Raw genomic sequence first — 13,080 nt, 5'->3', positions numbered from 1 at the left:
AGTGGGCAGTCGGTCAATGGCCAGGCGCGCGCTGGCGCCAGGCCTGGGAGCGGCGCAGCAGGCCGCGGGAAGCACCGGCCAGCAGCAGGGATGCAGCGGCGCTGGTCAGCAGGATCAAGGTCGACATGGCGGCAGCGCCACCCACGTTGCCGGCATCGTCCATGTTCAGCACGGCGACGGCGGCGAGGATGGTGTCCGGGCTATACAGGAAAATCGCCGCCGAAACGGTGGTCATCGCCGAGACGAACAGGTAGCGGATGATGTCCAGCAGCGCAGGCAGGCAGATCGGCACGGTGACCCGCACGAAGTGCTTGTACAGCGGCGCCTTGAGCGACAGCGCGGCGGCCTCGAACTCGCCATCGAGCTGGCGTAGCGCCGTAGTTGCGGTCATCTGCGCGGTGGTCAGGTAATGGGCGATGGTGCATACCACCAGCAGCCCCATGCCGCCGTAGAACACATGCAGTGGGTTGCCATTGAGGTTGAAGAAGAAGACGTAACCCAGGCCCAGCACCAGCCCCGGCACCGCCATGGGGATGAAGCTGAGCAGGCGCAGTGCCTGATTGAGCAGGCGCTGCCCCGGGGTTTTCTCCATCAGGTAGGCACCGGCGAAGATCACGATGCTGCCGATCAGGGCGGTGCCGAGGGCCATGGTCACGCTGTTGCGATACGCCAGCCAGCCGCCCCCTGCGGTGTCCTCGAACATGTAATGCTTGAACGACAGGGTCATGTTGTAGGGCCAGAAGGTCACCAGCGACGAGTACACCGCCATGCCGATCACCCCCACCAGCGCCACACACACCAGCACGACGATGGTCAGGTAGCAGGCATCGCGGCCGCGCGACGGCTTGGGCTCGAACACCTGGGCGCGGCCGTTCATGGACTCGCCCTGGCGACGACGCAGCCAGGCGTCCACCGCGAAGCTGAGCAACGCCGGCACCAGCAGCACCATGCCGATCAATGCACCACGGCCAAATTGCTGCTGGCCTACGACCGCTTTGTAAGCCTCCAGTGCCAGCACCTGGTAGTCGCCACCGACAACCACCGGCACACCGAAATCGGTGATGGTCAGGGTGAACACCAGGCAGAAGGCCGCGAACACGGCCTGGCGCGTGGCCGGCCAGGTGATGCTGCAAAACGCCCGCCATGACCCGGCGCCCATGCTGGAAGCAGCGTCGAACAGCCGCGCATCGGCCAGCGACAAGGCCGAAAGCAGAATCATCAGCGCATGCGGGAAGGTGTAGATGGCCTCACCCAGGACGATGCCCCAGAAGCCATAGATATTGTCGCTGAGCAGCCCACGCAGCAGGCCCTGGTTGCCGAAAAGATACACCAGGGCAATGGCTGGCAGCATGGAAGGCGCCAGTAACGGCAACAGCGAAATCCCCCGCCACAGGCCCTTGGCCGGGATCAGCGTGCGTTGCAGGGCGTAAGCGAACAGGTAGGCCAGCGGGATCACGATCGCGGCAACGGTCAGGGCCACCGACAGGCTGTTACCGAGCAGCCAGTGGAAATTCGCGCTGGCGAACAGCTCACGGGCCGCGTGCAGGCCACCGCCCTGGCCGGCATCGCCACTGAAGCCACGCCAGAAGATCGCCAGCAATGGCATCAGCACCGCAAGCAGCAGCATGAACAGCAGCAGGCTTTTGCCACCGACGACGAACAGGCGGTCCCCCAAGGCGACATCACCGCGCCTGGCCTGGGTGAGCGGCAGCGACATTGACGCGCCCATCTCAGGCAAACACCTGCAGGCTCTGCGGCGGCAGCGCCACCCAGATGTCCTGCGAGCCCAGACGCGGCATGGCTTCTGGCGCCAGCTCGGCGAGCAGGGCGTGGCCCGGCAGGGCCTGGAGCTCGAAGCTCATGCGGCAGCGGTTGCCGAGGAAGGTGATCTCGCGGACCTTGGCCGGGAACAGGTTTTCCTCATGCACCACCGGGTTGACGGTGATCGCCTCCGGGCGGCAGAACAACCGGCCACTGCTGGCTCGCGGCGCCCCCGATGCCAGACGCATGCTGATGCCGCCGACCTGGGCGGAGCTGTCGCCCGTGCGTTGGAACGGCAGCCAGTTGCCCTGGCCGACGAATTCGGCGACAAACGGTGTGGCGGGCTGATCGTAGATTTCCTGCGGCGTGGCGTACTGCTCGACCTGGCCGTTGTTCATCACCGCAATGCGGTCGGCCATGAGCATGGCTTCGTCCTGGTTGTGGGTGACCATCAGGGTGGTGATGCCCAATTGGCGCTGCAGCTGGCGCAATTCGGTGCACAGGTGCTCACGCACTCGCGCATCCAGAGCCGACATCGGCTCATCGAGCAACAACAGCGAAGGCGACGGCGCCAACGCACGGGCCAGGGCCACGCGCTGCTGCTGGCCGCCGGATAGCTGGCCGGGGTATTTCTTTTCGCTGCCGGTCAGGCCGACCAGTTCGAGCATCTGGCCCACACGCTGGCGACTTGCATCCCGGCCGCTGCCGGTCAGCCCGTAGGCGATGTTGGCTTCGACGGTGAGGTTGGGGAACAGCGCGTAGGACTGGAACAGGATGCCGTAATCACGCGCCTGTGGCGGCAGTTCAGAGATGTCACGCTCGCCAATGAACAGCTCACCACGGTCCTGGCGCTCGAGGCCGGCGATGCAGCGCAGCAGCGTGGTCTTGCCACAGCCCGAGGGGCCGAGCAGGCAGACCAGTTCGCCCGCAGCGACGTCCAGGGAGACATCGTTCAGCGCCGTGAAGGCGCCGAAGCGCTTGTGAATACCGCGCACTTTCATGTGTGCGCCTGGGGTGGCGTGGTTCATGGCAAAGCCTCATCGAGCAGATGTGGCCATGCTAGGAAGGCTGTGCGAAGGTTCTGTGGCGGTGAGGCAAAAGCGGGCGATAGTGGTATAGGCAGATTTTGTAGTGGCGTTGCTGGCTAGAACTGCGACCCCACCACTTCCTGGGCTACCCCGAGGAAGGCTGCCGGCAAGCGGGCCTGGCGTCTTTCTTTCAGGCAATACAGGTACTCGTGCATCACCGGCGCGTCTTCCAGGGTCAGCACCCGCAGCTCCGGATTGTGCGGCACCTCGTGCCGGGCGATCACGCTGATGCCGATATTACGCAGCACCGCCTCACGGATCGACTCGCGGCTGCCGATTTCCAGCATCGCTTCAGCCTTCACCCCAGCGCCTTGCATCATTTCTTCGGTGAGCTTGCGCGTGGTCGAGCCTTTTTCGCGCATCAGCAGGCATTGCCCTGCCACCACCTCGATCGAGACCACCTGACGGTGCGCCAGCGGGTGATTGCGGTGCACCGCCACTACCAGCGGATCCGTACCCAGCACCCGCCTGACCAGGCGCGCATCTTCCAGCAACTGTGAGGAGGCGGCGAGATCGACGCGGTAGTCTTCCAGCATCTCCAGCACTTGCTGCGAATTGCCGATCTCCACGGCCACGCCCACCTGTGGCAAGCGCTCACGGAAAATCTTCACCAGATCGAGGATGTAATACGGCGCGGTGGCAGCGATACGCAGGTTGCCTTGGGCATGGCCGCTGTTGCGCAGTTCGAACTCGATGTCGGCTTCCTGTTGCAGCAGCGCCTTGACCATCGGCAGCAGGCGCACGCCCTCTTCGCTCAGCACCAGGCGCCGCCCGCCGCGGTAGAACAGCTCCACCGCGTACTGGCTTTCGAGGTTGCGGATCTGGGTGGTCACCGTCGGCTGGCTCAGGCCAAGCTTCTTCGCCGCCAGGGTGATGCTGCCCAGGCGGGCCACCATGTAGAAGGCTTTGAGCTCGGCACTCAGCATTGCGGGGCTCCGCAGCGGCGGGCTCCGCAGCTGCAAGCGCCAAGCTGCAAGCTGCAAGCTAAGGCAGTACTGTGTAGTTTCATAGATCTCGATTCCACCTCGATCAGCTTGCCGCTTGCAGCTCGCCGCTTGCCGCTTGCCGCTGCTACTTGCGCAACAGGCGCAGACCGTTGAACACCACCAGCAGGCTTACGCCCATGTCGGCGAACACTGCCATCCACAACGTGGCCATGCCGGCAAAGGTGAACGCCAGGAAGATGGCCTTGATACCTAACGCCAGAACGATGTTCTGTTTCAGTATCGCCGCACTTTGCCGCGACAGCCTGACGAAGGCCGGGATTTTGCGCAAGTCGTCATCCATCAGTGCCACATCGGCGGTCTCGATGGCGGTGTCGGTACCGGCAGCCGCCATGGCAAAACCGATCTCGGCGCGGGCCAGCGCCGGCGCATCGTTGATGCCATCACCGACCATGCCAACCCGGTGCCCCTGGGCGTAGAGCTGCTCGATCGTGCTCAGTTTGTCGGCAGGGAGCAGGTTGCCTTCGGCGCGGTCGATACCGACCTGGGCAGCGATGGCCTGGGCAGTGTGAGGATTGTCGCCGGTCAGCATGACTGTCTTGATGCCAAGCGCATGCAAGTCGGCGATGGCCTCGCGGCTGCTGTCCTTGACCGTGTCGGCAACGGCGAACAGCGCCAACGGGCCAGAGCGGTCAAGCAACAGCACCACCGTCTTGCCTTGACGCTCGAGTTGGTCCAGCTGCGCTTCGAGCTGCGGTGAGCAGAGGCCCAGCTCTTCGACCAAACGATGGTTACCCAGGTGATAGGTTTCGCCATCGATAACACCGCGCACACCCCGCCCGGCCAACGTAGCGAACCCGCTGACCTCCCTCAGTTCAAGCCCCTGCGCCCTGGCGAACTGGGCGATGGCAGCCGATACCGGGTGGTCTGAGCGCTCGGCCAGGCTTGCCGCCAGTGCCTGGGCGCGGCCTTCGAACAAGGGGTCGAGCACCTTGGTATCGGTCTGCACCGGTTTGCCGTGGGTAAGGGTGCCGGTTTTGTCCAGGGCCAGGAAATCCAGCTTGCGCCCCCCCTCCAGGTACACGCCACCTTTGATCAGGATCCCCTTGCGCGCCGCAGCCGCCAGGCCACTTACTATGGTCACCGGCGTGGAAATCACCAAGGCACAGGGGCAGGCCACCACCAGCAGCACCAAAGCGCGGTAGACCCAGTCGAACCAGGCGCCGGCCATCAGCAGCGGCGGGAGGAGCGCTACGGCCAAAGCCAGGGCGAAAACCACAGGTGTGTAGATGCGCGAGAAGGTATCGACGAAACGTTGAGTAGGCGCGCGGGCGCCCTGCGCCTCCTCCACGGCCTTGACGATACGGGCCAATGTGGAATGCCCCGCCACGGCCGTTACCCGGTACTCGAGCGCGCCGGCCTGATTGATGGTACCGGCGAACAACTTGTCGCCAGGGGCCTTTTCCACAGGCAGGCTCTCGCCGGTGATCGGCGCCTGATCGACGCTGGATTGCCCACTGACCACCTCCCCGTCCAGGCCGATACGCTCACCGGGGCGTACTCGCACGAGGGCACCGATCGCCACATCGCGCACCTGCGCCTCACGCCATTGGCCGTCAGCCTGCTGCACCGTGGCCATGTCCGGCGTAAGCTGCATCAGGCCACTGATGGCATGGCGCGCACGGTCAAGTGAACGCGCCTCGATCAGTTCGGCGAGGGTGAACAGCACCATGACCATGGCCGCCTCAGGCCATTGGCCGATCAGCACGGCACCGGTCACGGCAATGCTCATCAGCGCGTTGATGTTCAGGTTGCGGTTCTTCAGGGCAATCCAGCCCTTCTTGTAGGTGCCCAGGCCACAGCCAAGGATCGCGGCCAGCGCCAGCGCGGCTACCACCCACTCAGGCGCCAAGGCGCTGAAATGGATTATTTCGGCGGCGATCGCCGCGACGCCGGACAATGCCAATGGCCACCAGCGAGTCTTGGCTGGCGCAAAGGCGCCACCCTCATCCTCTGCAGCCAGCGGTTCTGCCTTCATACCCAGGCTTTCGATGGCCCGCTCGATCTTAGTAGTGCCCTCCAGGGTATGGCGCACGCCCAGTACGCGGTTGATCAGGTTGAACTCCAGCTGCTCGATGCCGGCCAGCTTGCCGAGCTTGTCCTGGATCAGGGTCTGTTCTGTCGGGCAGTCCATGGCTTGTATGCGAAAACGGCTGAGGCGGGCCTGACCACTGGCCTTTTCGCTCAGTTGCACGAACGCAGGTGCCGCACGGGGCCCGCAGCAACTGTGTGCATGGGCGTCGTGGCAATGGCGTTTACTGGCGTTGACGTGGTCATGGTCATGCACGTGTTCGTGGCTGACAGGCTGGTTCATGGGGTCATCCTTAGTGAGCACCTGTTGCCAAGTGAACACCCTGTAGCCACTATAGGGTCAAGCCACCTGTTGGAGATTCGCCATGAAAATCGGAGAACTGGCCAAAGCCACCGACTGTGCAGTGGAGACCATCCGTTATTACGAGCGTGAACAGCTGCTGCCGGAGCCTGCACGTACCGACGGTAATTACCGGTTGTATACCCAAGCCCATGTCGAGCGGCTGACCTTCATCCGCAACTGCCGCACCTTGGACATGACCCTGGACGAGATCCGCAGCCTTTTGCGCCTGCGTGACAGCCCGACGGGTTCATGTGGCAGCGTGAATGCGTTGATCGATGAACATATCGAACACGTGCAGGCGCGGATCGATGGACTGGTGGCATTGCAGGAGCAACTGGTGGAATTACGCAGGCGGTGCAGTGAGCAGGGAGAGGAATGCGCGATCTTGCAGCGTTTGGAAGTGAACGGGGGTGTATCCGTGCCAGATTCTGAGCATTCGCACGTGGGGCGTAGCCACGGGCATTGACGCCGTGGGGCTGCTGTGCAGCCCTCGGCCTTCGCGTGAATCAGACCGCCATCGGCGCCGTCAGCGGTGCGTGGTGCTCATAGCCTTCCAGGCTGAAATCGCTCGGTTCGATCTTCTCCAGCCACTCAGGCTCATACTTGCCCGTCTCGGCAAAGGCAGGTACGCGATCGCTGATCACCAGCTTCGGCGCTTGCAGCGGTTCACGCTTGAGTTGCTCATTGAGCATGTCCAGATGGTTTTCGTACACATGGGCATCGCCAATGAAGTACGTGAACCAGCGCGGCGTGTAGCCGGTCAGGCGGCCGAACAGCGACAGCAGCGCCGCACCTTCGGTGAGGTTGAACGGCGTGCCCAGGCCCAAGTCGTTGGAGCGGATGTACAGCGTCAGTGAGATTTCCCTGGTCTGCACGTTCGGGTGGAACTGGTACAGCAGATGGCAGGGCGGCAGCGCCATTTCGTCCAGCTGCGCGCAGTTCCAGCCGTGGAACAGGATGCGGCGGCTGCCCGGGTCGTTGGCGATGGTGTCCAGGCACTGACGCACCTGGTCGATGGCCTTGTACAGGACGACGAACGCCTGGCCATCTTCTTCGTCCTGGGCAATCCTGCGAAAGCCGGCTTGTTCGGCCATTTCGATCGCAGCCGGATTGCTCAGCGGGATGCGCTTGTAACCCGGCCACTGGCGCCACTGCACACCGTAGATCTCGCCGAGGTCGTCATGGCCCTGGCGGAACGGGTTGGCCAGCCACTGGGCGTTCTCGTTGGCGTTCTGATCCCACACCTTGCAGCCCAGCTCACGGAATTCACCCGCGTTCTTCACGCCACGCAGGAAACCGACCATCTCGCCGATGGCGGACTTGAATGCCAGCTTGCGCGTGGTGATGGCAGGAAAGCCCTTTTGCAGATCGAAGCGCAGCATGGCGCCCGGTAGGCTGATGGTACGGATGCCCGTGCGGTTTTCCTGAAGGGTGCCGTTTTCGATGACGTCACGGACCAGGTCCAGATACTGTTTCATGGCTTACCTGTAACAATAACGGCAGGGGGATCGCCCCTGCCGTTGGGAATCAGATGGCGGGTTTCGCCGTGGGTTTGCGATTATAAGCCCACCAGATCAATCCGAGGCCGGCCAGAATCATCGGGATGCAGAGTATCTGACCCATGGTCAGCCAGCCCCAGGCAATGTAGCCCAGTTGGGCATCCGGCACGCGGACGAATTCGACGACGAAGCGGAAGATGCCGTAGAACAGCGCGAACATCCCAGACACCGCCATGGTTGGGCGTGGCTTGCGTGAGAACAGCCAGAGGATGGCGAACAACGCCACGCCTTCCAGGGCGAACTGGTACAGCTGCGATGGGTGGCGCGGCAGCTGGGCCGGGTCGCTGAACGGCGGGAAGATCATCGCCCACGGCACATCGGTCGGTTTGCCCCACAGTTCGGCGTTGATGAAGTTGCCGATACGCCCTGCTCCCAGACCGATCGGCACCAGTGGTGCGACGAAGTCCATCAGCTCGAAGAACGACTTGTTGTTGCGCTTGCCGAACCACAAGGCGGCCAGCATCACACCGATGAAGCCGCCGTGGAACGACATGCCACCCTTCCATACCTCGAAGATCAACGTCGGGTTGGCCAGGTAGGCGTGCAGGTCGTAGAACAGCACATAACCCAAGCGCCCGCCGACGATGACCCCCATCGACAACCAGAACACCAGGTCCGAGAGCTTTTCACGCGACCAGGTGGGGTCGAAACGGTTGAGCCGGCGCGAGGCGAGCAGCCAGGCGCCACCAATGCCGATCAGGTACATCAGGCCGTACCAATGGATTTTCAGCGGCCCGAGCGCAACGGCCACGGGGTCTATCTGCGGGTAAGGCAGCATGGATATTCCTCTGGTTTCAAATCAAAAAGCTCAGACCTACGCAAAACAGCAGCGCGGCGAACAAACGCTTGAGCAGACGGGGCGACAACTTGTGCGCCAGCCGCGCGCCGAAGCGGGCGAAAAACATGCTGGTCACGGCAATGCCGACCAGCGCTGGCAAGTACACGAAGCCCACGCTATGGGCGGGCAGATGCTCATCGTGCCAACCCAGCCACATGAAACTCAGGGCGCTGGCCACGGCAATCGGCAGGCCACAGGCCGAAGACGTGGCGACCGCCTGCTGCATCGGCAGGCTGCGCCAGGTCAGGAATGGCACGGTCAACGAACCACCGCCGATCCCGAAGATTGCCGAGGCCCAACCGATCACGCCACCGGCGCCGATGAGTGCGGGCTTGCCGGGAATGCCGCGGCTGGCCTTGGGCTTGAGCTCCAGTGCCATCTGCGCGGCAATGATCAGGGCGAATACGCCGATGATCTTCTGCAACAGCGGGCCCTGGATAAGCGAAGCCGTCTTGGCGCCCACCCCGGCGCCCAGCAAGATACCCACGGTCATCCAGGCGAAGACCGGCCACTGCACCGCGCCCCGGCGATGGTGCTCGAGCACGGCGTTGATCGAAGTGAAGACGATGGTGGCCAGCGAGGTACCGACTGCCAGGTGAGTGAGCACCGAAGCGTCGAAACCCTGCAAGGTGAAGCTGAACACGAGCACCGGCACGATGATGATGCCACCGCCCACGCCGAACAACCCGGCCAGCACACCGGCACAGGCGCCCAGAAGCAGATAGAGTGCGAACTCCATTCGTCGTCCCCGACAAAACAATCCGGCATGGTAACGGAAGCCGGGCTCGGGGCTCTAGTGAACTCTGTGACAGGATGGATCGGCGCCGCCGCTGTGGGTACAGTGGCAAAAAACACAGAGGCCCAACCTATGTGCCTGATCGTATTCGCCTGGCGGCCAGGGCATGCCTTGCCGCTGATCGTGGCGGCCAACCGCGACGAGTTCTATGCCCGGCCCACTCAGGCGCTGGCACCCTGGGAAGATGCGCCCGGCGTATATGCCGGGCGTGACCTGGAGGCCGGTGGTACCTGGCTGGGCGTGGGGCCGCAGGGGCGGTTCGCTGCGCTGACCAATATTCGCGACCCCGGGCAGCCATTGGGCCCCCGCTCGCGCGGCGAGCTGGTGGCGGCCTACCTGCAAGGTGAACTTGGGGTCGAGGCATACCTGGACCAGGTCGCCAGCCGCAGCCAACAGTACTCGGGGTTCAACCTGCTGGTAGGCGATGGGGCGCGCCTGGGGTTTCTGCACGCCCGAGACCCGGCGCCGCGCTTGCTGGCGGCTGGGGTCTATGGGCTTTCCAATGCCGGGCTGGACACGCCATGGCCTAAGCTGATCAAGGCGCGCGAGGGGCTGGCACGGGTACTGGATTCAGCGGCCCCGCAGGGTTTGATGGCGTTGCTGGCCGATGGTGAGACGGCGCCTGAAGCAGACCTGCCGGAAACTGGCGTGGGCGTGGCGACCGAGAAGCTGCTGTCGAGTGTGTTCATTGCCAGCCAAAACTACGGGACACGCGCCAGTACGGTGCTGATCGTGGACGATCAGGGTAATAGAAGGCTGATAGAACGCAGCTTCGGCCCGTTTGGTGGGCACCTTGGGGAGGTTGAGCTCTCGGTCTGAGACCCTGGGGCCGCACAGCGGCCCTGGAATTCAGAGGGTCTTGTTGGCCTCTGGCCCGATCATCCGCGCCAGCCCCAGGTTTTTCAGGGCCAATTGCAACGAGCTGTGGATAACCTGCGGGTTGTCATGGCTCAGGGCATCGGCCAGCAGCTCCTTGGCCTTGCTCATGTTGATCTGACGCAGCATCCACTTGACCTTGGGCAGGTTGGTAGCGTTCATCGACAAGCTGTCGAAGCCCATGGCCATCAACAACACCGCAGCTGCCGGATCACCGGCCATCTCGCCGCAGATACTGACGGGCTTGCCCTCGCCGTGAGCATCACGCACCACGGTGTTCAAGGCTTGCAGCACTGCCGGGTGCAAGTAATCGTACAGGTCGGCAACCCGCGGGTTGTTGCGGTCCACCGCCAGCAGGTACTGGGTCAGGTCGTTGGAGCCTACCGAAAGGAAATCCACCTGACGCGCCAGCTCCTTGGTCTGGTAAACCGCAGCCGGGATCTCGACCATCACGCCAACGGGTGGCATGGGCACGTCCGTGCCTTCGTCACGAACCTCGCCCCAGGCGCGGTGAATCAAGTGCAGCGCTTCTTCGAGTTCGTGAATGCCGGAAATCATCGGCAGCAGAATGCGCAGGTTGTTCAGGCCTTCGCTGGCCTTGAGCATGGCGCGGGTCTGGACCAGGAAGATTTCCGGATGGTCGAGCGTCACGCGTATGCCGCGCCAACCCAGGAACGGGTTTTCTTCCTTGATCGGGAAGTACGACAGCGCCTTGTCCCCGCCGATGTCGAGGGTACGCATGGTCACCGGCAGCGGGTGAAACGCCGCCAACTGTTCGCGATAGATGGCCAGCTGCTCTTTTTCGCTGGGGAAGCGCTGGTTGATCATGAACGGCACTTCTGTGCGGTACAGCCCCACCCCTTCGGCGCCCCGCTGCTGGGCACGGGCCACGTCGGCAAGCAGGCCGGTGTTGACCCACAGCGGCATGCGATGACCGTCCGGGGTGACGCAAGGCAGTTCGCGCAGCGCATCCAGGCCCTGGGCCAGCTGACGCTCTTCTTCGACCACCTCGCTGTATTGCTTGCGCAGCACATCGCTGGGGTTGGTGAACACCTCGCCCTTATAGCCATCGACGATCAGCTCGATACCGTCGACCTTGGAATACGGCAGGTCGACCAGGCCCATCACCGTCGGGATACCCATGGCACGGGCCAGGATGGCGACGTGGGAGTTGCCCGAGCCCAGCACCGAGACCAGGCCCACCAGCTTGCCTTCGGGCACCTCGCCCAGCATCGCCGGGGTCAGTTCCTCGCTGACCAGGATGGTGTTGTCGGCATACACCAGCGATTGCGAACGGGCTTGCTGGAGGTAGGCCAGCAGACGGCGGCCGAGGTCTTTGACGTCCGAGGCGCGCTCGCGCAGGTAGTCGTCGTCCATCAGTTCGAAGCGGTTGACGTGCTCGCCTACCACCTGGCGCAAGGCGCCCTGGGCCCACTGGCCGGTCTTGATGACGTCCGTCACCTCACCGCCAAGGGCTGCATCCTCCAGCATCATCAGGTACACGTCGAACAGCGCGCGTTCTTCAGGGCGCAGCTGGGTGGCCAGCTTCGCCGACAGCTTGCGCATATCGGCACGCACGCCTTCGAGGGCGTTGTTGAACAGCTTGAGTTCAGCGTCGATGTCTTCGACAGTCTTGTCCGGCACCACCTCAAGGTCGGCCGGCGGCAACATGACCACGGCACGCCCGACGGCAGCACCCGGCGAGCCTGGCACGCCGACGAAGCGCGCTTCCTGGATGCCCTTGCCCTGGCGGCCCAAGCCGCGAATCGAGCCGGTGGCCTCGGCGTGGGCGATGACCCCGGCGAGCTGGGCACTCATGGTGACCAGGAACGCTTCTTCACCCTCATCGAACTGGCGGCGTTCTTTCTGCTGAATGACCAGTACGCCGACCACACGACGGTGGTGGATGATCGGTGCACCGAGGAAGGATGCGAAACGCTCCTCGCCCGTTTCAGCGAAGTAGCGGTAACGTGGGTGATCGGCAGCGTTTTCCAGGTTCAGCGGCTCTTCCCGGGTACCGACCAGACCAACCAGGCCTTCGTTGGGGGCCATGCTGACCTTGCCGATGGAACGCTTGTTGAGGCCTTCGCTGGCCATCAGCACGAAGCGGTTGGTTTCCGGGTCGAGCAGGTAGACCGAGCAGACCTGGCTGCCCATGGCCTCCTTGACGCGCAAGACAATGATACCCAACGCCGTCTTGAGATCTTTGGCGGAGTTCACTTCCTGGACGATCTTGCGCAGCGTATTGAGCATGGCTCGGGGTCGAACTCCGTCGTCAGTCGCGCGTCAAAAGACGCGGTGCTAGCTCTTTCAGGGCGCGGCGATACACTTCACGCTTGAAGGTCACCACCTGGCCCAGCGGGTACCAATAGCTGACCCAGCGCCAGCCATCGAATTCGGGCTTGCCGGTCAGGTCCATCCGCACCCGTTGCTCATTGCTCAGCAGGCGCAGTAAAAACCATTTCTGCTTCTGGCCGATACACAGCGGTTGGCTGTGGGTACGTACCAGACGCTGGGGTAAACGATAACGCAACCAGCCGCGGGTGCAGGCAAGAATTTCCACATCATCGCGTTCAAGGCCAACTTCTTCGTTCAGCTCGCGGTACAGGGCATCTTCCGGCGTCTCGTCAGGGTTGATACCACCCTGAGGGAATTGCCAGGCATCCTGGTTGATCCGCCGAGCCCATAGCACCTGCCCGGCATCATTCGTGAGAATGATCCCGACATTTGGGCGAAAACCATCCGGGTCGATCACGGCAGCAACCTCGCAAACGCATGTCACCG

At 63.3% G+C, this 13,080-nt stretch carries 11 protein-coding genes; 2 read left to right on the top strand and 9 right to left on the bottom strand.

Translation table 11 applies throughout. The features are described from left to right. Positions 1–13: 13 nt before the first annotated feature. The 4 genes from ACIPZC_RS01980 to ACIPZC_RS01965 form a co-directional block, all read right to left on the bottom strand. Complete coding sequence (locus ACIPZC_RS01980; RefSeq protein ID WP_400624509.1) at positions 14–1,729, bottom strand: putative 2-aminoethylphosphonate ABC transporter permease subunit; 1,716 nt, start codon at positions 1,727–1,729, stop codon at positions 14–16. A 1-nt stretch (position 1,730) separates the two neighbouring features. Next, positions 1,731–2,789: a putative 2-aminoethylphosphonate ABC transporter ATP-binding protein gene (locus tag ACIPZC_RS01975; RefSeq protein WP_400624507.1), complete on the bottom strand. Its 1,059-nt coding sequence runs from the start codon at positions 2,787–2,789 to the stop codon at positions 1,731–1,733. A 116-nt stretch (positions 2,790–2,905) separates the two neighbouring features. Continuing rightward, positions 2,906–3,775, bottom strand: coding sequence for a LysR family transcriptional regulator (locus ACIPZC_RS01970; protein WP_349975921.1), 870 nt, complete (start codon positions 3,773–3,775; stop codon positions 2,906–2,908). Positions 3,776–3,920: 145 nt separating this feature from the next. Beyond that, positions 3,921–6,167 carry a heavy metal translocating P-type ATPase gene (locus ACIPZC_RS01965; protein ID WP_400624505.1) on the bottom strand — a complete coding sequence of 749 codons (2,247 nt, stop codon included), beginning with the start codon at positions 6,165–6,167 and terminating at the stop codon, positions 3,921–3,923. An 82-nt stretch (positions 6,168–6,249) separates the two neighbouring features. Between ACIPZC_RS01965 and cadR the strand changes: the two genes are divergently transcribed. Further along, positions 6,250–6,693, top strand: coding sequence for a cadmium resistance transcriptional regulator CadR (gene cadR / locus ACIPZC_RS01960; RefSeq protein WP_400624503.1), 444 nt, complete (start codon positions 6,250–6,252; stop codon positions 6,691–6,693). Positions 6,694–6,733: 40 nt separating this feature from the next. On the opposite strand, the gene ACIPZC_RS01955 is transcribed toward cadR, so the two are convergent. Genes ACIPZC_RS01955 through ACIPZC_RS01945 form a run of 3 tightly spaced genes read right to left on the bottom strand, consistent with a single transcriptional unit; the run spans position 6,734 to position 9,363 of the window. After that, on the bottom strand, positions 6,734–7,705 hold the full coding sequence (locus ACIPZC_RS01955; RefSeq protein ID WP_400624501.1) for a thymidylate synthase: 972 nt from the start codon (positions 7,703–7,705) through the stop codon (positions 6,734–6,736). A gap of 49 nt (positions 7,706–7,754) precedes the next feature. Further along, positions 7,755–8,564: a prolipoprotein diacylglyceryl transferase gene (gene lgt / locus ACIPZC_RS01950; protein WP_241805052.1), complete on the bottom strand. Its 810-nt coding sequence runs from the start codon at positions 8,562–8,564 to the stop codon at positions 7,755–7,757. A gap of 16 nt (positions 8,565–8,580) precedes the next feature. Continuing rightward, complete coding sequence (locus tag ACIPZC_RS01945; protein ID WP_349975919.1) at positions 8,581–9,363, bottom strand: sulfite exporter TauE/SafE family protein; 783 nt, start codon at positions 9,361–9,363, stop codon at positions 8,581–8,583. A 129-nt stretch (positions 9,364–9,492) separates the two neighbouring features. On the opposite strand from ACIPZC_RS01945, the gene ACIPZC_RS01940 reads away from it, so the two are divergent. Further along, entirely contained in the window at positions 9,493–10,239 is a 747-nt protein-coding gene (locus tag ACIPZC_RS01940) for an NRDE family protein (RefSeq protein WP_400624498.1), read from the top strand. 30 nt (positions 10,240–10,269) lie between these two features. Here ACIPZC_RS01940 and ptsP read toward each other — a convergent pair whose 3' ends face one another. Together ptsP and ACIPZC_RS01930 are read right to left on the bottom strand one after the other, a co-directional pair. Further along, on the bottom strand, positions 10,270–12,549 hold the full coding sequence (ptsP, locus tag ACIPZC_RS01935) for a phosphoenolpyruvate--protein phosphotransferase (RefSeq protein WP_241805049.1): 2,280 nt from the start codon (positions 12,547–12,549) through the stop codon (positions 10,270–10,272). A gap of 22 nt (positions 12,550–12,571) precedes the next feature. After that, the gene (locus ACIPZC_RS01930; RefSeq protein ID WP_012054016.1) at positions 12,572–13,051 is read right to left on the bottom strand and encodes an RNA pyrophosphohydrolase; all 480 of its coding nucleotides are present in this window, start codon (positions 13,049–13,051) and stop codon (positions 12,572–12,574) included. Positions 13,052–13,080 lie beyond the last annotated feature (29 nt).

The organism is Pseudomonas sp. NPDC089743 (assembly GCF_044748785.1).
Taxonomy (GTDB): domain Bacteria; phylum Pseudomonadota; class Gammaproteobacteria; order Pseudomonadales; family Pseudomonadaceae; genus Aquipseudomonas; species Aquipseudomonas putida_X.
The sequence above is the reverse complement of the archived record's forward strand: the minus strand, read 5'-3'. Positions and strand labels throughout refer to the sequence as shown.

What these genes read in the sequence shown, in the direction of transcription:
- ACIPZC_RS01955 (WP_400624501.1), bottom strand. Translation starts at nt 7,705, where the DNA reads ATGAAACAGTATCTGGACCTGGTCCGTGACGTCATCGAAAACGGCACC.
- cadR (WP_400624503.1), top strand. Translation starts at nt 6,250, where the DNA reads ATGAAAATCGGAGAACTGGCCAAAGCCACCGACTGTGCAGTGGAGACC.
- ACIPZC_RS01980 (WP_400624509.1), bottom strand. Translation starts at nt 1,729, where the DNA reads ATGGGCGCGTCAATGTCGCTGCCGCTCACCCAGGCCAGGCGCGGTGAT.
- ACIPZC_RS01975 (WP_400624507.1), bottom strand. Translation starts at nt 2,789, where the DNA reads ATGAACCACGCCACCCCAGGCGCACACATGAAAGTGCGCGGTATTCAC.
- ptsP (WP_241805049.1), bottom strand. Translation starts at nt 12,549, where the DNA reads ATGCTCAATACGCTGCGCAAGATCGTCCAGGAAGTGAACTCCGCCAAA.
- ACIPZC_RS01940 (WP_400624498.1), top strand. Translation starts at nt 9,493, where the DNA reads ATGTGCCTGATCGTATTCGCCTGGCGGCCAGGGCATGCCTTGCCGCTG.
- ACIPZC_RS01945 (WP_349975919.1), bottom strand. Translation starts at nt 9,363, where the DNA reads ATGGAGTTCGCACTCTATCTGCTTCTGGGCGCCTGTGCCGGTGTGCTG.
- lgt (WP_241805052.1), bottom strand. Translation starts at nt 8,564, where the DNA reads ATGCTGCCTTACCCGCAGATAGACCCCGTGGCCGTTGCGCTCGGGCCG.
- ACIPZC_RS01965 (WP_400624505.1), bottom strand. Translation starts at nt 6,167, where the DNA reads ATGAACCAGCCTGTCAGCCACGAACACGTGCATGACCATGACCACGTC.
- ACIPZC_RS01970 (WP_349975921.1), bottom strand. Translation starts at nt 3,775, where the DNA reads ATGCTGAGTGCCGAGCTCAAAGCCTTCTACATGGTGGCCCGCCTGGGC.